The 22,982-nt window shown below is 66.7% G+C and carries 18 protein-coding genes and 1 riboswitch; of the genes, 9 read left to right on the plus strand and 9 right to left on the minus strand.

Features of this window, described 5'->3' with window-relative positions; translation table 11 throughout:
* A partial coding sequence (locus AC5P5R_RS16640) for an IS3 family transposase (protein ID WP_495201421.1) occupies nt 1-111 on the plus strand: 111 nt, incomplete at its 5' end.
* Between the two features lie 228 nt (nt 112-339).
* Here AC5P5R_RS16640 and AC5P5R_RS16645 read toward each other — a convergent pair.
* Nucleotides 340-1,590, minus strand: coding sequence for a DUF819 family protein (locus tag AC5P5R_RS16645; protein WP_012480981.1), 1,251 nt, complete (start codon nt 1,588-1,590; stop codon nt 340-342).
* Between the two features lie 127 nt (nt 1,591-1,717).
* Here AC5P5R_RS16645 and AC5P5R_RS16650 point away from each other — a divergent pair, with 127 nt between their 5' ends.
* Complete coding sequence (locus AC5P5R_RS16650; protein ID WP_099527806.1) at nt 1,718-2,104, plus strand: VOC family protein; 387 nt, start codon at nt 1,718-1,720, stop codon at nt 2,102-2,104.
* Between the two features lie 89 nt (nt 2,105-2,193).
* On the opposite strand, the gene AC5P5R_RS16655 is transcribed toward AC5P5R_RS16650, so the two are convergent.
* On the minus strand, nt 2,194-3,480 hold the full coding sequence (locus AC5P5R_RS16655) for a sensor histidine kinase (RefSeq protein WP_012480983.1): 1,287 nt from the start codon (nt 3,478-3,480) through the stop codon (nt 2,194-2,196).
* Nucleotides 3,467-4,180, minus strand: a complete 714-nt coding sequence (locus tag AC5P5R_RS16660; protein WP_005410617.1) for a response regulator transcription factor — start codon at nt 4,178-4,180, stop codon at nt 3,467-3,469. Before AC5P5R_RS16660 ends, AC5P5R_RS16655 begins: the two co-directional genes overlap by 14 nt.
* 131 nt (nt 4,181-4,311) lie before the next feature.
* Here AC5P5R_RS16660 and AC5P5R_RS16665 point away from each other — a divergent pair, with 131 nt between their 5' ends.
* From AC5P5R_RS16665 to AC5P5R_RS16680, 4 genes are all read left to right on the plus strand, one after another.
* Nucleotides 4,312-6,015, plus strand: coding sequence for an ArnT family glycosyltransferase (locus AC5P5R_RS16665; protein ID WP_164281779.1), 1,704 nt, complete (start codon nt 4,312-4,314; stop codon nt 6,013-6,015).
* Nucleotides 6,016-6,126: 111 nt separating this feature from the next.
* Complete coding sequence (locus tag AC5P5R_RS16670) at nt 6,127-6,879, plus strand: phosphatase PAP2 family protein (RefSeq protein WP_005410619.1); 753 nt, start codon at nt 6,127-6,129, stop codon at nt 6,877-6,879.
* On the plus strand, nt 6,876-8,525 hold the full coding sequence (locus AC5P5R_RS16675) for a phosphoethanolamine transferase (RefSeq protein ID WP_049397846.1): 1,650 nt from the start codon (nt 6,876-6,878) through the stop codon (nt 8,523-8,525). Before AC5P5R_RS16670 ends, AC5P5R_RS16675 begins: the two co-directional genes overlap by 4 nt.
* A gap of 636 nt (nt 8,526-9,161) precedes the next feature.
* The gene (locus AC5P5R_RS16680; RefSeq protein WP_005410621.1) at nt 9,162-11,126 is read left to right on the plus strand and encodes a M2 family metallopeptidase; all 1,965 of its coding nucleotides are present in this window, start codon (nt 9,162-9,164) and stop codon (nt 11,124-11,126) included.
* 291 nt (nt 11,127-11,417) lie between these two features.
* Here AC5P5R_RS16680 and AC5P5R_RS16685 read toward each other — a convergent pair whose 3' ends face one another.
* The 3 genes from AC5P5R_RS16685 to AC5P5R_RS16695 form a co-directional block, all read right to left on the minus strand.
* Nucleotides 11,418-11,810, minus strand: a complete 393-nt coding sequence (locus AC5P5R_RS16685) for a hypothetical protein (RefSeq protein ID WP_005410623.1) — start codon at nt 11,808-11,810, stop codon at nt 11,418-11,420.
* A 68-nt stretch (nt 11,811-11,878) separates the two neighbouring features.
* Nucleotides 11,879-12,775 (minus strand): siderophore-interacting protein, encoded by an 897-nt coding sequence (locus AC5P5R_RS16690; RefSeq protein ID WP_099497724.1) that lies wholly within the window; start codon nt 12,773-12,775, stop codon nt 11,879-11,881.
* 140 nt (nt 12,776-12,915) lie between these two features.
* Nucleotides 12,916-14,142, minus strand: a complete 1,227-nt coding sequence (locus AC5P5R_RS16695; RefSeq protein ID WP_032966071.1) for a multidrug effflux MFS transporter — start codon at nt 14,140-14,142, stop codon at nt 12,916-12,918.
* Between the two features lie 299 nt (nt 14,143-14,441).
* A riboswitch (glycine riboswitch) is annotated at nt 14,442-14,544 on the plus strand.
* A gap of 62 nt (nt 14,545-14,606) precedes the next feature.
* Between AC5P5R_RS16695 and gcvP the strand changes: the two genes are divergently transcribed.
* Nucleotides 14,607-17,474, plus strand: a complete 2,868-nt coding sequence (gcvP, locus tag AC5P5R_RS16700; RefSeq protein ID WP_024956945.1) for an aminomethyl-transferring glycine dehydrogenase — start codon at nt 14,607-14,609, stop codon at nt 17,472-17,474.
* A gap of 93 nt (nt 17,475-17,567) precedes the next feature.
* Here gcvP and AC5P5R_RS16705 read toward each other — a convergent pair whose 3' ends face one another.
* From AC5P5R_RS16705 to AC5P5R_RS16715, 3 genes are all read right to left on the minus strand, one after another.
* Complete coding sequence (locus tag AC5P5R_RS16705; RefSeq protein WP_005410627.1) at nt 17,568-17,978, minus strand: VOC family protein; 411 nt, start codon at nt 17,976-17,978, stop codon at nt 17,568-17,570.
* A gap of 103 nt (nt 17,979-18,081) precedes the next feature.
* The gene (locus tag AC5P5R_RS16710; RefSeq protein ID WP_005410628.1) at nt 18,082-19,449 is read right to left on the minus strand and encodes an amino acid permease; all 1,368 of its coding nucleotides are present in this window, start codon (nt 19,447-19,449) and stop codon (nt 18,082-18,084) included.
* Between the two features lie 82 nt (nt 19,450-19,531).
* Nucleotides 19,532-20,254 (minus strand): helix-turn-helix transcriptional regulator, encoded by a 723-nt coding sequence (locus tag AC5P5R_RS16715; protein ID WP_005410629.1) that lies wholly within the window; start codon nt 20,252-20,254, stop codon nt 19,532-19,534.
* A gap of 114 nt (nt 20,255-20,368) precedes the next feature.
* On the opposite strand from AC5P5R_RS16715, the gene AC5P5R_RS16720 reads away from it, so the two are divergent.
* Together AC5P5R_RS16720 and AC5P5R_RS16725 are read left to right on the plus strand one after the other, a co-directional pair.
* Nucleotides 20,369-22,459 carry a catalase gene (locus AC5P5R_RS16720; protein WP_005414177.1) on the plus strand — a complete coding sequence of 697 codons (2,091 nt, stop codon included), beginning with the start codon at nt 20,369-20,371 and terminating at the stop codon, nt 22,457-22,459.
* Between the two features lie 22 nt (nt 22,460-22,481).
* Nucleotides 22,482-22,973 carry a hypothetical protein gene (locus tag AC5P5R_RS16725; RefSeq protein ID WP_012480990.1) on the plus strand — a complete coding sequence of 164 codons (492 nt, stop codon included), beginning with the start codon at nt 22,482-22,484 and terminating at the stop codon, nt 22,971-22,973.
* Nucleotides 22,974-22,982: the final 9 nt, after the last annotated feature.

Here is a 22,982-nt window from a genome sequence, read left to right on the forward strand (position 1 = left end):
GAGGCTGGGCTGGTGGAATACATCCAGTACTACAACCAGGAGCGCATCAAACTGAAACTGAAAGGTCTGAGCCCGGTAGAGTACCGGGAGCGGGCCCAATCGGCCGCCTGACCCCGTCCAAGTCTCGGGGGTCACTTCACCCTGGGGGCTTGGCCGCGGCATCCATGCCGCGGACACCCCGCCATCCGACACCACCCCACCTTCGACAGATTTCCGGTGACGGCGAGATGCATCAGGGGCCAGATCCGGTTCCTCCGGGAAACGGCTCTGACCCCTTCTTCGAAATGCATCCACGCATGGCGTGGATCTACGCAAGCATGACGCCGGGGCGGCCCGGACTCAGCCGTTGGCCATCCACTTCAGGATCAGGCCAGTGACATACGCCAGCCCGGTGCCGGTGGCGTAGCCCACCGTGCCCAGCAGCACGCCCACCGGAGCCAGCGTCGGATGGAACGCCGCAGCCACCACGGGGGCCGAAGCGGCTGCGCCGATGTTGCCCTGCGAACCGATCGCGAAGAAGAACAGCGGCGCGCGCAGCAGCTTGGCCACCACCCACAGCACCAGCACATGCGTGGCCATCCAGATCGCGCCGAGCAGGAACAGCCACGGCCGGTCCAGCAGCGACAGCAGGTTCATCTGCATGCCGATGCAGGCGATCAGGAAGTACAGGAACACCGTGCCCAGCCGCGAAGCGCCCGCAGCTTCCAGCCGGCGCGCACGGGTGAAGCTCAGGCCCAGGCCCATCGCTGTGGACAGCAGGATCACCCACACGAACTGGCTGTCCAGGCTGAACTGGCTGGCCCAGCTGACATTGGTCTTGAACCAGCCCGCCAGCGGCGCGGCGATGGCATGGGCCAGGCCGACGCCGCCCAGTGCCACGCCGACGATCACCATCAGGTCGGTCATGCTGGGAATGCGCGCGTTCTGCGCCTCGTAGGCGCTGATACGCGCCTTCATCTCGTCGATGGCACGGGTATCGGCACCGTTGCGGGTATCGATCTGCTGCGCGCGGTTGGCCAGAAACAGCAGGATGGCCATCCACAGGCTGGCGCAGGCCACGTCGACCACCGCGAACTGGCCGAAGGTGGTGGCATCGGTGCCGAACACTTCACGCATGGCCACCATGTTGGCGCCGCCGCCGATCCAGCTGCCGGCCAGCGCCGCCATGCCGGCCCAGGTATCACCGGCCACGGTTTCGGGGTGGATCAACTTCATCAGCTGGAACGAGACGATGGCGCCGAGCATGATGCCGGCGGTACCGGCGCAGAACACGATCAGCAGTTTCGGGCCGAGCTTGGCAATACCCTTGAGGTCGATCGACAGGGTCAGCAGGACCAGCGCGGCCGGCAGCAGCACGTCACGCGCGACCGGGTTGTACAGCGAGGTGTTGTGGCCGTCGATGACACCGGCGGTGTTGTAGATGGCGGGGACGAAGTAGCACAGCAGCAGCGCCGGCACCCAGGCGAAGATCTTCTTCAATAACGGGGTCGGGCCACTGGCAGCCCAGAAGATCAGGGCCAGGGTGGCGGCAATCAGGCCCAGGCCAACGATGTCGTTGCTGATCAGGGCAGTAGCGGGTTCGGTCGGCATGGGATCCTCTGTCGATCGAAAGAGCGGGAAAAAAAAGCGCCGCATGAAGCGGCGCACCCCGAGATTAACATTGTCTTCACGCCGGGTCATGCTGCAGTGCCGGCTGCCCTTTCCCGGAGCCACTCCCATGCAGCTCGGCGCCTTCTCCGTCAGCCTCTCGGTCAGGGACCTGGCGGCCTCCCGCAGCTTCTACGAAGCACTGGGCTTCTCGGTGACCGGTGGCGAGCCGGCGCAGAACTGGCTGGTGATGCGCAACAACGGCATTGTCATCGGCCTGTTCCAGGGCATGTTCGAGGGCAACCTGCTCACCTTCAACCCGGGCTGGGACCAGCACAAGCAGGAACTGCCCCACTTCCAGGATGTACGTGAACTGCAGGCGGAACTGGATGCGAAGGGCATTGAACTGGCGGTGCGTACCGACCCTCATGGGCGGGGCACCGGCTACCTGCAGTTGGCCGATCCCGACGGCAATGTGATCCTGATCGACCAGCATGTGGCGCGGCCGAACGGCTGATAATGCGAACGGACATTGCGTGGGCAGGCGTCGACCTTGGTCGACGGGCAGCATGCCAACCAAGGTTGGCATCTACCAGGACGGCCGGTTCAGGCCGGACGTGAAGCGCTGAAATCGAGCGTGGCGCGCGTGCCACGCGGCTCGCAGGGCTGCAGCTGCAGGGTCCAGCCAAGGTGCTCGCAGAGCCTGGCGATCAGGTCCAGGCCGATGCCGCCGCCACGGTCGGCGCGCTCGCCACGGGCCATCCGCGCGTGGATCGCCGCAATCTCCTCCGGGCTCATGCCATGTCCCGGATCCTGCAGGGTCAGCACCGCCGACGAGCTCAGGCGCAACTCAATGTGGCCACGCCCGCTGTTCTCGATGGCATTGCGCAGCAGGTTGCCGATCGCGGCCTGCACGACGGCCAGCGGCGCGACAATATCCACCGGGGCCGCCTGGATGCCGATGCTCAGGTCCTTGTCACCGAGCAGGTGACGATGGTCGTCGACGATTTCCGGCAGCAGCTGGTCCAGGGCGATGCGCTCGGCGCGTGCGGCCAGGCGCGCCGGGTCACGCGCCAGCACCAGCAGCAGTTCGATCAGCTGCTCCACGCTCTGCGCGGTGCGCAGCACGCGTTGCATCTGCTGGCGCGCGCGCTCGGGCAGGCCCGGCTGTTCCAGTGCCAGCTCTGCGGCACCGGTCATCACCGCAATCGGCGTACGCAGCTCGTGGCTGGCGGTGCTGATGAACACCCGCTCGCGTTCGACAAACTGCTCGTTGCGGTCCAGATAGTCGTTCAGTGCATCGGCAATGGTATGCAGCTCGGAGCTGCCACGCGGGTCGACCTCGATGCGCTGGCCCTGGACACCCGGCCGCAGCGCCGCGATGTGCTGCGCCAGCAGGCTCAACGGGCGCACCATGCGTTCCATGCCGAACGACGCCATCAGCACGGTGACGAAGATCATGATCACCCCGGCCAGCATCACCCAGCGCGTGGCGAACTGTTCCAGGTCATGGAAGTCGGAAATGTCCAGCGCCAGCGCCACCCGCCCCATCGAGCCGGTGTCACGCACCATCACCGCAGTCTGCCGCCCCTTGATCGGCACCCCGTCATGCAGCCCCGGGTGCAGCAGGCGCACGCTTTCCGGCATGTTGCCTTCATCGAAGCGGAACAGGCTGAGCGTGTCCGAGTCCTGCCAGCGATAGTGCGGCTCGTGCTCGGTGTGCTCGACGATGCTGTCCAGTTCGGAATTGAGCAGCGCGCGCCAGGCAGCGTGCTCCGCATGTTCATGCACGTAGTTGCCGACGCTGAACACCGCGATCGACAGCAGCGCCAGATAGCCCAGCAACCACCACACCACGCGCCGGTACAACGGCCCCGGCTTACTCGCCTTCATCATCATCCTTGCCGGCATCGCTGGGCGTGGTCACGGCCAAGCGGTAACCCACCCGCGGCAGGGTATGGATCAGTTTCTCGGCGAACGGTCCGTCCACACTGCGGCGCAGCTCGTAGACATGCGAACGCAGCAGGTCGCCATCCGGCGGTTCGTCGCCCCACAGAGCGAATTCCAGCTGCTGGCGGGTCACCGCGCCGGGGCTGGCGCGCATGAGCACTTCCAGCAGCTTGCGGCAGGCCGGGTACAGGTGCAGCACCTGGGTGCCGCGCTGGGCTTCCAGGGTGGCCAGATCCAGCACCAGATCGCCCACCTGCAGGCGCTTGCGCGGGTTGCGGCCCTGCGCACGCAGCAGCAGCGCTTCCAGCCGCACCTCCAGCTCCGGGAGTGCGAACGGCTTGGTCAGGTAGTCGTCGGCACCGGCGCGGAAGCCGGCAATCTTGTCCGGCAGCTCGTCACGCGCGGTCAGCATGATCACCGGCACTTCCGATGCATGCTCGGCGCGCAGCCGGCGCAGCACCTCCGGGCCCTCCATGCGCGGCAGCATCCAGTCCAGGATGACGGCGTCATACGGATGGCTCCCGGCCAGGTGCAGTCCGGTGATGCCATCCGGCGCCACGTCGAGCACGTGCCCGCGCGACTCGAAATAGTCGAACAGGTTGGCCACCAGCTGGCGGTTGTCCTCGATCACCAACAGACGCATGCACGAAACACCCACGGAAGTTCGTACCATGGTAGCGCCGCACATGTCGGAATGCGGTCGCCCCGGCGCCGCTCTGACGCTTTTCCCACCCCCGCCACCTCAGAATGGCCGTTTTGCTCCCGGAGCCTGCCGTGCCCGTAGCCCTGCCCCGCCGTTGGCGCCTGCCCCTGTTGTGGCTGCTGATCATTGCTGCGCTGGCAGCGGGGATCGGCCTTCGGCAGCCGCAGCCGCCGGACGAGCCGCGCTTCGTGCTGGCGGCCCGGACCATGGTCGAGAGCGGGCAATGGCTGCTGCCGCACCGTGGCGTGGAACTGTATGCGGAGAAGCCACCCGTCTTCATGTGGCTGCAGGCCGCCGCCTACGAGATCGTCGGCAGCTGGCAGTGGTCCTTCCTGCTGCCGTCGTTGCTGGGCGCCCTGCTCAGCCTGTGGCTGGTGTCGGACCTGGCGCGGCGGCTGTGGTCGCCACGACATTCCATCTACGCCCTCGCTGCGCTGTTCTGCACCCTGCAGTTCGGGCTGATGGCCAAGCGTGCGCAGATCGACATGGTGCTGGTGGGCATGACCACCGTGGCCCTCTGGGGCCTGATGCGTCATCTGTGTGAACGCCGCAACCTGCCCGCCCTGTGGCTGGCCGGCTTCGCCGCAGGCGTCGGCACGGTGACCAAGGGCGTGGGGTTCCTGCCGCTGCTGATGGTGCTGCCCTGGTTCGGCTGGTGGCTGTACCAGCGCCGCCGCGGACGCACGGTGGAAGGTCCGCATCCGGCAACCCTGCTCTGGCTGATCTCGGCCTTCCTGCTGGGTGTCGGGGTGTGGCTGGCGCCGCTGGGCTGGGCCCTGCTGCACACGCCCAGTGCCGAACTGCAGGCTTATGCGCACGAGCTGCTGTTCAAGCAGACCGGCACCCGTTATGCCAATGCGTGGCACCACCGGCAGCCCGCCTGGTATTACCTGCAGGTGATCCTTACCCTGTGGCTGCCGGGCAGCCTGCTGCTGCCGATGCTGTTCAAGCCCTGGTGGCGCCGTATCCGCCGTGGCGACCGCCGCCAGTGGCTGCTGCTGGGCTGGGCCGTGCTGGTACTGGTGTTCTTCAGCGCCAGCCCGGGCAAGCGCGAGGTGTATCTGTTGCCGATGCTGCCGGCGATGGCACTGGCGGTGGCGCCGCTGCTGCCCGGCCTGCTGCGCCGCCTGTGCGTGCGCCGCTACCTGTTCGGCTACAGCGTGGTGCTGATGCTGGCCACTGGCACGCTGGGCGTGATGCTGCTGACCGAACACGCTTGGGCGGTGGCCCAGCTGGAACGCCGCGCCATGCCCGATACCCTGCTGCCGGTGCTGGGCGATGGCCTGCTGACCTTCGCCATCGCGCTGGCCACGCTGATCGTGTGGTTGCGGGTGCGCCGCGCGGCGACGCTGGTGCTGCTGACCCACGGCATGCTGTGGATGCTCTACGGCCTGGTACTGATCCCGGCGCTGGATCCCTATGCATCGGCGTCAGCGCTGATGCGCCGGGTCGGCGCGCGGATCGGACCGGATGCCGAACTGGCGCTGGTAGCCTGGCGCGAGCAGAACCTGCTGCAGGCCGACCGCCCGGTACGCGAATTCGGCTTCAAGCGGCCCTGGGCAGAGCAATGGCATGACGCCGGCCCTTGGCTCGCTGAGGCGCCGGACAAGCGCTGGCTGCTGGTGCTGGACGATGCGATGAGCCCCTGCGTGGATCCGGCCAAAGTGATCGACATCGGTGTTGCCAACAGGAATCGTTGGCAACTGCTTCCCGGTACCGCATGGAACCCGGAGTGTCACGCCGAGCGGACAGGATCGACTGCCGAAGAAGACTGAACGTTGACATGCGCCGGGGACTCATTAACCCGGCGCGAACGGGCGTCCGACCCTTCTCCGACATCAAGGTGACGAGCATGAGCGCGGATTCCCGAACCGCCCCTTCCCAGCATGCCCGTCCGTCCCCTTGATTCGGTAGCGCCGCTTGCGACATCACCACTGGCGTCTCGATTTGCGGTAACTCACCTCTGGCTGCCTGTCGCAATCGGCCTGCCATTGTTTACGCTGCTGATGGACTTCGGCGGTGATCAATGGGTGGCCGATCACCTGTTCCGTCTTGAAGGCAGCCACTGGGCGCTGCAGGACGCCTGGATCACCCGCAGCGTCGTGCACAAGGCCGGCAAATGGTTGAGCACGGCGGCAGCGCTGGTCGTGACCCTGCTGTGCTTCCACCACTGGCGTAGGGGTCGCGATCGCACCCTGCAATGGGCGCTGCTTTATGTCGTGATTGCCATGGCACTGGGCACCGGCGTGATCTCCCTGCTGAAGTCGCTGGTGCCGATGGAATGCCCCTGGGACCTGCTGCGCTACGGTGGCCACCAGCCTTTCATCGGTCTGTTCACCCTGCGCCCGGAAGGCATGCCGGCACAGGCCTGCTTCCCGGCAGGCCACGCCAGCGCAGGCTATGCGTGGCTCTGCCTGTATTTCTTCGCGTTGCTGTGGCGGCCGTCCTGGCGCTGGACCGGGCTCTGGATCGGCCTCGGCACCGGCCTGGTGTTCGGGATCAGCCAGCAGTTGCGGGGCGCCCATTTCCTTTCGCATGACATCGCCACCGCGTTGATATGTTGGCTGCTTTCGTTGGGCCTGTATGTTCTGATCCACCGTCAGCTGGACCGTCCCCACCGCCAGGAGGCAAACGCATGAGTGCATCGGTCCAACGCTCCGCCCGCCTCCCCACCCTTGCGGGTCTTCGCAACTGGCGGCCGCAGCTCTCCACGGAAGCACTGATCGCGCTGACCAGCCTGTTCTTCGCGGTGGCCGGCAACGGCCTGTTCTGGCACAGCGCGATGGCGAGCCATCCGGGCAGCCTGCGTTACGCGCTTTCGCTGCTGCTGTTGCTGCTGGGCGCGCACGGCGTGCTGCTGGGCATCCTGGTCTGGCGCTGGAATGCCAAAGTGGCAATCAGCCTGTTGCTGCTGGTGACGGCGTTCGCTGCGCACTACATGAGCCGCTACCACATCTATCTGGATGCGGACATGCTGCGCAACGTGCTGGCGACCGACCCGAAGGAGAGCCGCGAGCTGATGACCGTATCGCTGCTGTGGCCGCTGCTGCTGCTGGCCGTGCTGCCGATGGTGGTGCTGTGGCGCGTGCAGCTGCGCCGACGCAGTTGGGGCCGCAGCCTGCTGTGGCGACTCGGCTTCCTGGTCGTGGCGGCGGCGACCGCAGTTGGCGGTGCGCTGATCTCGTTCCAGGATGTCTCGGCGCTGATGCGCAACCAGCGCGAAGTACGCTATCTCGCCACACCGGCCAACGTGCTGCTCGGTATGCCGCGCGCGCTGCGTGGCGACAATCCGGTGCAGCGCGCGCCGAAGCTGCCGATCGGCACCGACGCCAAGGCCACGCCACGCGCCCTGGCCAGCAAGCCGCGCCTGCTGGTGATCGTCATGGGCGAGACCGTGCGCGCGCAGAACTGGGGACTCAACGGCGGCCGCAACACCACCCCGGAGTTGGCCCAGGCACCGGTGATCAACTTCCCCGACATGCACTCCTGCGGCACCAGCACCGAAGTGTCGCTGCCGTGCCTGTTCTCGCCGTGGGGACGCCACGACTACGATGAAAAGAAGATCCGTGCACACCAGTCGCTGCTGCACGTACTGAACCGCGCCGGCATCGCACCGTTGTGGCGTGACAACCAGTCCGGCTGCAAGGGCGTCTGCGAAGGGCTGGAGTTCCAGTCGCTGTCCGATGCGACCACCCCGGGGCTGTGCGCCGATGGCCGCTGCATGGACGAGATCCTGCTGCAGGACCTGGCCACCCAGGTGCGTGCCAAGCCCGGCGACCGCGTCGTGGTGCTGCACCAGCTGGGCAACCACGGCCCGGCCTACTTCGAGCGTTACCCGGCAGCCTTCGCGCGCTTCAAGCCAACCTGCGACACCCGTGACATCGGCCGTTGCTCTCGCGAAGAGATCACCAACAGCTATGACAACGCGGTGTTGTACACCGATCATTTCCTGAGCAAGACCATCGGCACCCTGCAGGGCATGCAGGATTACGACACGGCGATGATCTACCTGTCCGATCATGGTGAATCGCTGGGCGAGAAGGGCCTGTTCCTGCATGGCGTGCCGTATGCGATCGCTCCGGCCGAGCAGACCCGCGTACCGATGACGATGTGGTTCTCGCCGGGCTTCGCCAGCAGCCGTGGGTTGGACCTGCAGTGCGTGCGCAAGCGTTCGGCGGCCTATACCGACCACGACAACCTGTTCCCGTCGGTGCTGGGCCTGATGCAGGTCAAGACCTCGCTGTACGAGCGCGATCGCGACCTGTTCGCCAACTGCGAAGGTTGAGGGTTGTTCGGCAGGGCTTGCAGCCCTGCACCTGCGGTAGTGCCGGCCGCTGGCCGGCAGCCTCGACAGCAACAGCAACAGCAAAAGCAAAAGCAAAAGCAAAAGCTGGCATTCCGTGGATTGGCGGGGTGGGTCCGGTTGCGGGGGACGCTGCAAGTACGTCCATGTAAGCTCGGTCGCCGCATCCATGCGGCTCACGCCCCCGCAACCGGACCCACCCCGCCTTCGACAGATTTCCGCGATCTGTTGGAACGACCTTGGGGTCGGATCCGTTTTCCTGAGGAAAACGGATCCGACCCCATTTTGATTTTCGATACCTGACAGATGTGTCGACCAAGGTCGACACCCACCAACGGCCGCCGCGATCTGTCAGAGGTGGGGCGGTGTGGGCTTGCAGGACCGTTGGCGCCATGGATGGCGCCATCGAGCCCCCATGGATGGGTTTACGGCGTGTCCTGCAAGCCCACACCGCCCCGCCATCCCACGGATAGCCCGCTTCTGCTGTTGCTTTGGCCGTTGCCGTTGCTTCTGCGGGTGCAGGGCGCAGCCCTGCCGAACCCGGCCGACTTCCGCCACTTGCGGTCGCAGCCACTGCCCACTAGCCTTCGGCCGTCGTTCACCACCCAAGGACCGCCCGTGAAACACCGTCATCTCCTGCTGGCCTCGGCAATCGCCGCCGCCACGCTGGCCCTGGCCGCCTGCAAAAAGGAAGCTGCCCCAGGCACCGATACCGCCAGCAGCAGCGCCCCGGCCGGCGAAACCGCCGACCAGTTCGTGGCCCGCATCAATGCCGAATTCAAGGCCGCCTACCCGGAGATGACCTCGGCGCAGTGGCTGTCTTCCACCTACATCAACAGTGATTCCGAACGCATCGCGGCCAAGGCCAACGAGCGCTCGCTGACCCAGCTCAACAGCTGGATCGAGCAGGCCGCCAAGTTCGACGGCAAGCCGATGAGCGAGGACAGCAAGCGTGCGATCCACCTGCTGAAACTGATGTCCTCGATGCCGGCGCCGCGCGATCCGGCCAAGCTGGCCGAGCTGACCCAGATCGCCACCCGCATGGAAGGCAGCTACGGTGCCGGCAAGTACTGCACCGACGCCAACGATCCGAACTCCTGCCGCCAGCTGGGCGAGCTGGAACAGGTACTGGCGCGCAGCCGCGACTACGACAAGCAGCTTGACGCCTGGCAGGGCTGGCACAGCACCACCAAGAGCATGCGCGGCGACTACCAGAAGTTCGTCGGCCTGGTGAACGAAGGCGCCAAGGGCATGGGCTTCACCGATGCCGGCCAGATGTGGCGCAGCGGCTACGACATGCCGCCGGAGCAGATCGGCCCGGAAACCGACCGCCTGTGGGAACAGGTCAAGCCGATGTACGAGCAGCTGCACTGCTACGCGCGCGGCAAGCTGGACAAGACCTATGGCAAGGACAAGGCCGAAGTTGGCAATGGCCTGATCGCCGCGCACCTGCTGGGCAACATGTGGCAGCAGGACTGGTCGAACCTGTGGGACCAGCTGGAACCGTACCCGGGCGCCGGCAGCCTGGACATCACCGCGGCGCTGGAAAAGCAGTACCAGACCAACCTGAGCGCGGCGCTGGCCAAGGCCGGCAAGGATGCCAACGTGGCCGCGCAGTACAAGGCGCAGCGCGAGGCCGAACTGCGTACCGCCAAGCAGATGACCGAGCGCGCGCAGGACTTCTACGTGTCGCTGGGCATGCCGTCGCTGCCGCAGTCCTACTGGGAAAAAACCCAGTTCATCAAGCCTGACGACCGCGACGTGGTCTGCCACGCCAGCGCCTGGGACATGAACATGGAAGGCGACGTGCGCACCAAGATGTGCATCAAGCCGAACGAAGAGAACTTCACCACCATCTACCACGAGCTGGGCCACATCTATTACGACCTGGCCTACAACCCGCTGCCGCCGCTGTTCCAGGGCGGTGCCAACGATGGCTTCCATGAAGCGATCGGCGACACCATCGTGCTGGCGATGACGCCCAAGTACCTCAGCTCGATCGGCCTGGTCGATGCGCCGACCGAAAGCCGCGAGGCGGTCATCAACAACCAGATGCGCATGGCGCTGTCAGGCGTGTCGTTCCTGCCGTTCGGGCTGATGATCGACCGCTGGCGCTGGGGCGTGTTCGATGGCTCGATCACTGCCGACAACTACAACAAGGCGTGGTGGGACCTGAAGGCCAAGTACCAGGGCGTGGCGCCGGCCAGCACCCGTGGCGAAGAGTTCTTCGATCCGGGCGCGAAGTACCACGTGCCGGGCAACACTCCGTACACCCGCTACTTCCTGGCGCGCATCCTGCAGTTCCAGTTCTACAAGGGCCTGTGCGACGCGTCCGGCTACAAGGGCCCGCTGCATGAGTGCACCTTCTACGGCAACAAGGAAGCCGGCCAGAAGTACTGGGCGATGCTGAGCAAGGGTGCCAGCCAGCCGTGGCAGGCCACGCTGAAGGAGCTGACCGGTACCGACAAGCTCGATGCCGGCCCGATGATCGAGTACTTCACCCCGGTCAACGAGTGGCTGAAGCAGCAGAACGAAGGCCAGATGTGCGGCTGGCAGGCCAACGCGGCCCCGGCGGCAAAATGAAAAAAGGGGCGGGTCCGCGAGGATCCGCCCCTTTCCGGTAGTGCCGGCCGCTGGCCGGCAACTACGCGATGAAGACCCAACGGGCAGCCGGCCAGCGGCCGGCTCTACCGAAACAGCAGTCAAAGGCCAGATGTGCGGCTGGCAGGCCAGCGCGGCCCCGGCGGCGAAATGAAAAAAGGGGCGGGTCCGAAAGGATCCGCACCTTTCCGATAGTGCCGGCCGCCGGCCGGCAACTGCACGGTGGAAATCCGTCTGGCAGCCAGCCAGCGGCCGGCTCTACCGCAACAACGGTCAGCTGTTCTTCTTCGCGGCCATCGCTGCGGCCAGCTCGGCCTTGAATTCCTCGAAGGTCTGGCCCTTCTCCCTGGCTTCGGCCTGTGCGGCATCGCGCAGTGCATCGGAGTACATCAGGCGCACCGGCGTGCCGTTGCGCTCGTGCAGTTCACCGGCCTGCATGATCAGCGCCAGCACCTGCGCAGCGCTCTCGCTGTGGCCCGCGATGCGGCCATCCATGCCCAGCACCCATTCGCCGTCGCGGCGCACGACACCGGCCAGCAGGGTGCGCTGTGCATCGCGCAGTTCCGCATGCGGCTCCACCGGCGAGGCCTGCGCGGCGGCCTTGTTGGCGGCCTGCTTTTCCTGGCGACGGCGCTGGTCGCGGCGGGTCTTGGAGCTGGTGGACATGGTGCGGTACCGCTGCGAAGGGGGGCGCAAGGATAGCGCACCCCGCCCGCAGCACCGCTTCACACCCCTCAGTCCAGCACTTTGCCGTGCCGCCAGTAGCCCATGAAGGTGATCGCGCGGCGGTCCAGCCCGCAATCGCGCACCAGATGGCGACGGATCGCCATCACGGCCCCCGCCTCGCCCGCCACCCAGGCGTACAGCGGCCCGGCCACCCGGGTATCGGCCTGCTCCCAGAGGATCTGCGTATCGACGTCGATCTCCTCCAGCGCATCGCCGGCAGCCACGCCCGAGGTCCCTGCCAACCGCGCCTGGACCGCCTGCAGCAACCGCTGTCCGTAGGCGGCCTGCCCGCGCGGCAGCCAGACCAGCTCGGCGCTGGAGGGCGCCTTCAGGTGCACCGCATCACCGGCCTGCGCCACCTCCAGCAGCGCCAGCGTGCGCGGTGGGTCGACCATGGCCGCCAGCTCCTCGAGGATGCCGGCCACCGCAGGCAACGCGGTTTCATCGGCCACCAGCAGCACCTGGCCGACACCGGCCGGTGGCTTCCACTCCCAGCCCTCGCTGCTCCCGGCACAGTCGGCGTCCGGGGCCAGCAGCACCACGCGGTCGCCAGGGCGGGCGTGCATGGCCCAGCGCGAGGCGGGACCGGTTTCGCCATGGATGACGAAATCGACGTCGACCTCGCCCTGCTCGGCGCGCAACTGGCGGATGGTGTAGGTACGCATCGGCGGGCGCTTGTCGTCCGGCAGGGCCCGGTAGCGTGGGTACCAGTCTTCACCGCTGGGGACCTGCGGCACCTCCTGGCCGGGCAAGGGGAAGAACACCTTGATGCGCTGGTCAGGGCCTTCGGTCTTCATCCGCGCCACGTCGGCACCGGTGAACACCATGCGGTCCAGGGAAGGGGAAAGAACGCGGCGCTCCTTCAGCGCCACCTCGAACAGGCGGTAGGTCTGCTGCGCAGCCATGGGGAACCTCATGCAACGACATCGGATTGGCTGGCTGTCGTGCATCCACGCACCGGCTGGCTGGAGTGCCCAGCCTAGTCCGGTCGTTCCTCTTCGCAAGCGTTGCGGGCAAAGCGGCCGGCCCTACCCCTGCGCGCTGCTCAATGGCCCGTGCAGGCCGCCTGTGCCGCGCGTTCACGCTGGTGTTCCCAGTACCAGAACACGAAGCCGGCGGCGAAGAACGCGGCCTGCCCCAGCGCCAGGTGCAGCGGGCTGGCGCTGAGCAGCGGCGACACCACGCCGGCCACCACCGTGCTGATCATCAGCTGCACGAAGGCCTGCAGCGACGAAGCCAGGCCGCGCTGGTGCGGGTACATGTCCAGCACCGCCAGCGCCAGGATCGGGAAGATCAATGCCATGCCCATGCCGCCCAGGAAGATCGGCAGCACCGCCCACGGCAGCACGAACTGCGGCGACAGCGCCACGTAGCCGACATTCAGCAGCACCGACAGCGCACACAGGCCGAAACCAATGGACACCTGGCGGGTGGGCGTGGTGTGCCCGGCCATGCGCCCGGACAGGAACGAGCCGGTGGTCATGCCGCCGATGGTGGGGATGAACAGCCAGGCAAAACCACCCTCGCCCAGATGCAGGTGCTGCATCACGAACACCGGCGCCGAGGAGATGTACAGGAAAATGCCGCCGAAACCGATGCTGCCGGCCAGCGCCAGGCGCAGGAACCGCGGGTTGAAACCGATGCGCACGTAATCACGCAGCAGCACGCGCGGCGACAACGGCACCCGTGCCTCCACCGGATGGGTTTCCGGCAGGTAGCGTGCAGTGGCCGCCAGCAGGAGCAGCGCAAACACCACCAGGAACCAGAAAATCAGTGGCCAGCCGGCGCCGCTGAGCAGGATCCAGCCGCCGATGATCGGTGCGATGGCCGGAGCGATGCCGAACAGCATCGATACCTGGCTCATCAGGCGCTGCGCGTCGTGTCCGTGGTACAGGTCGCGGATCACCGCGCGGCCGACGATCATGCCGACGCCTGCTGACAGGCCCTGCAGCGCACGGAACGCCAGCAGCGTGGTCAGGTCGGTGGACAGCGCGCAGCCGACCGAAGCGCCGACGAACACCACCAGGCCACCGAGGATCACCCGCTTGCGGCCCCAGGCGTCGGACAGCGGGCCGTGCGCAAGGCTCATCAGGCCGTAGAACAGCAGGTACACGCTGATGGTCTGCTGCACCGCCACCTCGTCCACCGCCAGGCGCTGGGCCAGCTGCGGGAACGCCGGGAAGATGGTGTCGATCGAGAACGGACCGAACATGGCCAAGCCGGCGAGCAGCAGGGCCATGCGGCGGGTGGAGGGAGCAACAGCGGCGGTCATGGGAAAGGCGTCCGGCAGGGCCATGCGCGGCACGCACGGCGGGCGCCGGTCCCCTGCAGCAGGGACGGCGCCAGATGAATTCGGGTATCCGCCCATCATAGGTGGGGATTGCGCCTGATGCCATGCAGCAGTGCACGAAATGCACGGACGGGCCATCGGCCATTCAGGCGCGGCCTCCAGGTCCGAAAGCGGCCGCCGCGCCCGCAACGGGCTATAATCGGCGGGCAACACGGTGGGAGAAGCGGAACACCGCTGCCGAAGGCGCAACGCCCGTAATCGCTCAGGCCCGATACCACCCGTAACACAACTCTGGAGAGACCGGTTCGATCCGGCGCCGAAGGGGCACGAAGCTGCGGTCCGCCGAGCTTTTAAACTCTCAGGCAAAAGGACAGAGGGGCGCCCCGCAGACCGCCGACCGGCGGCTTGTGCCCGTGCGTGTGCCCTTTCCTGACGGATCCTTCGCCATGTCCCAGAACACCCCTTCCCTGCGTGAGCTCGAGCACCACAACGCGTTCGTCGAGCGCCACATCGGCCCCAACGACGCCGAGATCGCGCAGATGCTCGACGTCGTCGGCCACGCGTCGCTGGATGCGATGACCGACGCCATCGTGCCGGCCAAGATCAAGTCGCCGGCACCGCTGGCACTGCCGGAGTCGATGACCGAAGTGCAGGCACTGGCGAAGATCCGTGCGATCGCCGACAAGAACACCGTGCTGCGCAGCTTCATCGGCCAGGGTTACTACGGTACCCACACGCCGAACGTGATCCTGCGCAACATCCTGGAAAACCCGGCGTGGTACACCGCCTATACCCCGTACCAGGCGGAAATCTCGCAGGGCCGCATGGAAGCGCTGATCAACTTCCAGACCCTGTGCGCCGACCTGACCGGCATGGAAATCGCCAACGCCTCGCTGCTGGACGAAGCCACCGCCGCCGCCGAAGCGATGACTCTGGCCAAGCGTTCGGCCAAGTCGAAGTCGGACACCTTCTTCGTGCACGACGCCGTGCACCCGCAGACCCTGGAACTGCTGCGTACCCGCGCCGAGCCCATGGGCATCGTGCTGCGCGTCGGCACCCCGGCCGAAGCACTGGAAGCAGAAGCGTTCGGCCTGCTGCTGCAGTATCCGGACACCTTCGGCCAGGTCGGCGACTACAAGGCGCTGGTCGATGCCGTGCACGCACGCGGCGGCCTGGTGGCCGTGGCCACCGACCTGCTGGCCCTGACCCTGCTGGCTGCCCCGGGCGAATGGGGCGCGGACATCGTGGTCGGCAACAGCCAGCGTTTCGGCGTGCCGTTCGGCTTCGGTGGCCCGCACGCCGCCTTCATGGCCTGCCGTGACGCCTACAAGCGCTCGATGCCGGGCCGCCTGATCGGCGTTTCGATCGATGCCCAGGGCAACCCGGCCTACCGCCTGACCCTGCAGACCCGCGAACAGCACATCCGCCGCGAGAAGGCCACCTCCAACATCTGTACCGCGCAGGTGCTGCTGGCGGTGATGGCCTCGATGTACGCCGTTTACCACGGCCCGGAAGGCCTGACCCGCATTGCCCGCCGCACGCACCGCCTGGCCTCGATCCTGGCCGCAGCGCTGCGCAATGCCGGCGTGCAGGTCGGTGGCGACTTCTTCGACACCCTGCACGTCACCGGCGTGCATGCCGATGAAATCCATGCCAAGGCACGCGCCGCCGGTTACAACCTGCGCGCGATCGACAGCGACTCGGTCGGCATCAGCCTGGACGAGACCACCACCCGCGCCGACATCGTCGCCGTGGCTGCGGTGTTCGGTGCCTCGCTGGACGTCGACGCGCTGGATGCCAGCACCGCCGACGCGCTGCCGGCCGGCCTGCTGCGCCAGTCCGCGTTCCTGACCCACCCGGTGTTCAACACCCACCACAGCGAGCACGAACTGCTGCGTTACCTGCGTTCGCTGGCCGACAAGGACCTGGCGATGGACCGCACGATGATCCCGCTGGGTTCGTGCACCATGAAGCTCAACGCCACCGCCGAGATGATCCCGGTGACCTGGCCGGAGTTCTCGCAGATCCACCCGCTGGTGCCGGCCGACCAGGCGCTGGGCTACAAGGAACTGATCGACACGCTGGAAGCGATGCTGGTCGAATGCACCGGCTACGACGCGGTCAGCCTGCAGCCGAACTCCGGCGCACAGGGCGAGTACGCCGGCCTGCTGGCGATCCGCGCCTACCACCGCTCGCGCGGCGAAGGCCACCGCGACATCTGCCTGATCCCGGATTCGGCGCACGGCACCAACCCGGCCTCGGCGCAGATGTGCGGCATGAAGGTGGTGGTCACCAAGACCGATGCCAACGGCAACGTCGATGTGGAAGACATCCGCCTCAACGCCGAGAAGTACAGCGACCGCCTGGCCGCGATCATGATGACCTACCCGTCCACGCACGGCGTGTTCGAGGAAGAGGTGGTCGAGATCTGCGAGATCATCCACCAGCACGGCGGCCAGGTGTACACCGACGGCGCCAACATGAACGCCCTGGTCGGCGTGGCCAAGCCCGGCAAGTGGGGTTCGGACGTTTCGCACCTGAACCTGCACAAGACCTTCTGCATCCCGCACGGCGGCGGCGGCCCGGGCGTCGGCCCGTGCGCGGTCAAGGAGCACCTGGCCCCGTTCCTGCCGGGCAAGCTGGGTGACAACGGCCCGGTCGGCATGGTCAGCGCCGCCAGCTTCGGCAGCGCCTCGATCCTGCCGATCAGCTGGATGTACATCGCGATGATGGGCCGCGAAGGCCTGCGCAAGGCCACCCAGGTCGCGCAGCTCAACGCCAACTACATCGCCAAGCGCCTGGCCCCGCACTTCAAGACCCTGTACACCGGCCGCAACGGCCTGGTGGCACACGAGTGCATCCTCGACGTACGCCCGCTGGAGAAGACCAGCGGCATCGGCGCCGAGGACGTCGCCAAGCGCCTGATCGACTTCGGCTTCCACGCCCCGACCCTGAGCTTCCCGGTGGCCGGCACGCTGATGGTCGAACCGACCGAGAGCGAATCGCTGCACGAGCTGGACCGCTTCATCGACGCGATGATCCAGATCCGCGAGGAGATCACCGCGATCGAAGACGGCCGCCTGGACCGCGAGGACAACCCGCTGAAGAACGCGCCGCACACCGCCACCGCGGTGACCGCCAGCGAGTGGACCCACGCCTACCCGCGCGAACTGGCTGCCTTCCCGCTGGCCAGCCTGAAGCAGAGCAAGTACTGGCCGCCGGTGGCGCGCGTCGACAACGTGTACGGCGACAAGAACGTGATGTGCGCCTGCATCCCGGTCGATGCCTACAAGGATGATGAAGTCGAGGCTTGATTCCTCGCGGCATCGGTAAAGAGAACGGCCCGCGCAAGCGGGCCGTTTTCATGAGGGCGGGTGGACCAGGGTCCACACCCACGGTAATCCCGATCACGGGTCCGGCATCTGCCCCAGGCTCAACTGCCACGACACGCCGAAGCGATCCTGCACCCAGCCGTAGCGGTTGCTGAAGTCATAGTCGCCCACCGGCATCAGCCAGTGGCCGCCCTCGCCCAGCACGCGCGCGGCGCGCTCGAACTGCTCGGCGCCGGAGCACTCGACGAACAGCGAGATCGACGGGCTGAAGGTGAAATCGTGCACGTCCAGGCTGTCAAAGCACAGGTAGTGGGTGCCACCGAGCAGGAAGATGGCCTGTCGGACCTGCCCGGGCACGCCGGCACCGGCGCCGTCCGGATGGCGCTGCATTGCCAGCAGGCGGAAATCGGCGAAGGCCTCGGCGTACAGGGCCAGGGCGGCCTCGGCCTGGCCGGTAAACATCAGGAAGGGGCGACTGCGCAGCATGCGGTACTCCCGGTCGACGGGCCGATGACGGCCCACACGATCAGGATGGCACGGCGGATGTGCAGCTCCCGTGGTAGTGCCGGCCGCTGGCCGGCAGCTTCAGTCACGCCTCGCGCATGCGCCGCGCGATGGCGCTGCCGGCGGCGATCGTGGCGGTCAGCGCCACCATCGACAGGAACTGCAGGCGGGTGTGCGACTCGCTCAGCAGCAGGCCGAAGATCAGCGCCAGGATCGCCAGCGCGCAGCAGGTCAGCCACGGGAAGCCCGCCATGCGGAACGGCAGCCGGGTACCCAGGCGATCCGCGCGGCGGCGCAACACCAGTTGCGAGACCAGCGACAGCGTCCACACCAGCAGGCAGGTGGAACCGACGATGTTCAGCAGCACCGGCAGCACCCGGTCCGGGAACAGCAGTTCCATCACCGTGGCGGCGAAACCGAACAGCACGCTGGCCAGCACGGCAATCACCGGCACCTGGCGCGGATCGGTCCAGCCCAGCACCGCCGGCGCTTCGCGGCGCTGCGCCAGTGAATACATCATGCGCGAGGCGCCGTAGAGGTTGGCATTGAGTGCCGACAGCAGCGCGATCACCGCGATCAGGGTGATGGCGGTGCCGGCGCCCGGAATACGGGCAATGTCCAGCACGGCGGCGAACGGCGACTTCAACGCTTCGCTGGTCCACGGCACGACGGCGATGATCACGCTCAGCGAGCCGATGTAAAACACCAGGATGCGCCACGCCACGGTGCGGATGGCACGGGCGATGCTGCGCTCCGGATCTTCGGTCTCCGCCGCCGCAACGGCCACGATCTCGGTGCCACCGAAGGCAAAAACGACAACCAGCAGTGCAGCGCCAATACCCGCCAGGCCCTTCGGCGCGAAGCCACCATGCTCGGTGAAGTTGCTCAGGCCCGGCGAGGTCACCTGCGGCAGCCAGCCCATCAGCAGCGCCACGCCGATGGCGATGAAGGCCAGGATCGCCGCCACTTTGAGGATGGCGAACCAGAATTCGAACTCGCCGAAGTTCTTCACCCCGAGCAGGTTGATCGCGGTGAAGAACAGCATGAAGGCCAGCGCCGCCATCGGTACAGGTACTGCTGGCCAGACGGTGGCCAGCAGCCCGGCCGCTCCCACCGCCTCGGCGGCGATCACGATCACCAGCTGCACCCACCACAACCAGCCGACGGTGGCACCGGCGGTGGCGCCCATGGCATCGGCGGCATAGACCGAGAACGCGCCACTGGTCGGTTTGGCCGCCGCCATTTCGCCCAGAGCGTTCATCACGATGATCACCAGCGCGCCGGCGACCAGATACGACACCAGGACCGCCGGACCGGCCGCCTGCACACCCACGCCCGAGCCGAGGAACAGGCCGGCGCCGATGGCGCTGCCCAGGCCCATCATGATCAGCTGGCGGGGCTTGAGCGAATGTCCGAGGCGGGACGGCGAAGCGGTCGGAATCGAGTTGGGCATCGGCAGGGCTGGCGGCGGGCTACAGGGGCGACACCTTACCCTGTCCCATGCCCGCGGGGATAGGCACAGCGCAGCAGGCGGCTCAGGCCAGTGCCGGCTCTCCGACACTGCCACCAATACGGGCGCGGTAGGCACGCGGCGAGAAACCGGTTTCAGCCTTGAACTTGCGGGTAAAGGCGCTCTGGTCGCTGAAACCGCAGGCCTGGCCGATGCTGGCGATGCTCTCGTCACCGTGCAGCAGGTGCATGGCCATCTGGATCCGCAGCCGGGTCAGCACCTGCTGCGGGGTCATCTGGAACACCTTGCGGAAGCTGCGCTCCAGCTTGGACAGCGAGAAGCCGGTGATGTCCAGCAGGGTCTGCATGCGCACGTTCTCGGCGTAGTGCGCGTTGAGGTGGGCCAGCGCCAGCCGCAGCTGCTCGTACTGAGTACCCAGGCTGTCCTTCTGGCCAAGGTCGCGGGAAATGCCGATCAGGCCCTCGATGGCCCCATCGACCACCAGCGGACGCTTGCAGGTCAGGCACCAGCCCGGTTCGCGGTTGGCGAACAGGTGCAGCTCCATCAGGTTCTCGATCACCTCACCGGCCAGCACGCGGGCGTCCTGGTCCACGTAGTCGGCGCTCAGCCCGGTCGGGTAGATCTCCGCCGCGGTACGCCCGATCACGTCCTTGCGGGCGCGCAGGCCCAGCCGCCGCAGCATGGTCTGGTTGACGTGGGTGTAACGCCCCTGAAGGTCCTTGATGAAGAACAGCACATCCGGGATGGCGTCGAACAGGGCTTCGATGTCGGCGGGCTCGACTCGCATGGAACAAGCATACCCGAGCCTGCTTTTGCCTGTACGTTCACCTTTGCCGGACCTCGGTTTAACGGGCCCGGTTCCAGTGTCGTGGTTCTCTTTGAGCATCCGGAGCCAACGTCAATGGCCGCCAGCAAGCCGACCGGCAAGCGCGCAACCACCCACGCCGAGAACCACCACCGCGGCAACGGCGATGAACTGCACCAGCAGGCCGGGGGCAGTCATCCGGCGATGACCACCGATCAGGGCATCCCGGTGGCAGACAACCAGAACTCCCTGCGCCAGGGACCTCGGGGGCCTACGCTGCTGGAGGACTTCATCCTGCGCGAGAAGATCACCCACTTCGACCATGAGCGCATTCCCGAGCGCATCGTGCACGCCCGCGGCAGCGCTGCGCATGGCTACTTCGAGTTGACCCGATCACTGAAGGCGCATACCCGCGCGCGCATCCTGACCGAGGTTGGCGTGAAGACACCCGTGTTCACCCGCTTCTCGACCGTGGCCGGTGGCGCAGGTTCGGTGGACACCCCGCGCGACGTGCGCGGCTTCGCGGTGAAGTTCTATACCAGGGAGGGCAACTGGGACCTGGTCGGCAACAACATCCCGGTGTTCTTCATCCAGGACGCCATGAAATTCCCGGACCTGGTGCACGCGGTGAAGATGGAACCGGACCGTGCCTTCCCGCAGGCCGCGTCGGCCCATGACACATTCTGGGACTTCATTTCGCTGATGCCCGAATCGATGCACATGATCATGTGGGCGATGAGCGACCGCGCCATACCGCGTTCGCTGCGGATGATCGAAGGCTTCGGTGTGCACAGCTTCCGCCTGCTGAACGAGGCCGGCGAGTCAACGTTCGTCAAGTTCCACTGGCGGCCCAAGCTGGGCATCCAGTCAACGGTCTGGGACGAAGCGCTGAAGCTGCAGTCGGCCGACAATGACTTCCATCGCCGCGACCTGTTCGAGGCCATCCAGCGCGGCGACTTCCCGGAATGGGAACTGGCGGTGCAGTTGTTCACCGAAGAAGACGCCGACGCATTCCCGTTCGACCACCTGGACCCGACCAAGATCATTCCCGAATCGCTGGTACCGTTGCAGGTCATCGGGCGCATGGTGCTGGACCGCTGGCCGGACAACTTCTTCGCCGAGACCGAGCAGGTGGCTTTCTGCCCGGCCAACGTGCCGCCGGGCATCGACTTCAGCAACGACCCGCTGCTGCAGGGGCGCCTGTTCTCCTACCTGGACACCCAGCTGCTGCGCCTGGGCGGCCCGAACTTCCACCAGATCCCGGTGAATGCGCCCAAGTGCCCGTTTGCCAATCATCAGCGCGACGGCCACATGCAGATGCAGGTTCCCAAGGGCCGGGTGGCCTACGATCCCAGTTCGCTGCAGGAGGACACCCCGCGCGAGACGCCTGCCGGATTCCGCAGCCATGCCAGCGCCGACGATGGCCGCAAGGGTCGCACCCGCGCGGAGAGTTTCGCCGACCACTACAGCCAGGCCCGAATGTTCTTCCGCAGCCTCGAAAAGCCGGAGCAGGCCCACCTGGCATCGGCGCTGGTGTTCGAGTTGTCCAAGGTGGAAACGCTGAAGGTGCGGGTACGCACCGTCAGTCACCTGCGCAACATCGATGACTCACTGGCGCAGCGCGTGGCCGATGGTCTGGCGTTGCCTGCATTGCCCGACCCGGCGCCGACCGCTACTCCAGTGCGGGACATGCCCCCCGCCCCCGAGGTGCGCGTGATTGGGCGCAACAAGCCTACCCTGCAGGGTCGCTGCATCGGCATCCTGTTCGATGAGGGTTCTGATGCCCGGATCATTGCCAGCCTGAGCAAGGCAGCCAGGAAAGCAGGTGCGGATGTGAAGCTGGTCGCCCCCAGAGTGGGTGGCGCCACGCTCAGCGATGGCGCGCTGCAGGCGGCGGATGGGCAACTGGCGGGCACCCCGTCGGCCGTGTTCGATGCAGTAGCCGTGGTGCTCAGCCCGGAAGCGGCGAAGGCCTTGTCGAAAGAGAGTGCAGCCATCGAATTCGTCAGCCAGGCGTGGGCGCACCTGAAGGCCATCGCCAGCGATGCGGGCGGCCAGACGCTGCTGAAGGCGGCAAGGGTCGGCAACGACGCCGGCATCGTCGAAGCGGAAGACGCCAAGGCATTCCTGGCGGCGGCCGCCACCCGCCAGTGGGCGCGCGAACCCAAGCTGCGCCTGCTGGCCTGACTACAACAACAGGAGAACTGTCATGCCCCGTGGTGACAAATCCGCATACTCCGATAAACAGAAGCGCCAGGCCGAGCACATCGAGGAAAGCGAGCGCGAGCGCGGTGCCAGCGAAGGCACGGCCGAGCGCATTGCCTGGGCGACCGTGAACAAGCAGGATGGTGGTGGCAAGCGTAGCGGCAGCGCGCGCAAGGGTACGAAGAAGGCGACCAGCAAGAAGGCTGCCAAGAAGGCGCCTGCCAGGAAGTCGGGCACAAAGAAGGCCACGACCAAGACGACGGCGGCGAAGAAGGCACCTGCGAAGAAGACGACAGCCAGGAAGGCGGCGGCAAAGAAGGCACCGGCTCGCAAGACAGCCACAAAGAAAACCGCAAAGAAGACAGCGGCCAAGAAGGCCGGTACAGCCGCCTCGCGCAGTGCTGCAGCGAAGAAGGCGGCGAAGACACGTGCGGCGAAGAAGACCGTGCGCAAGGTGGCGGCGAAGAAGGCCGCGCGTACCCGCGCGCGCGGCTGAGTCCTTCGA

The organism is Stenotrophomonas sp. YJH_SMC_19 (genome assembly GCF_059367915.1).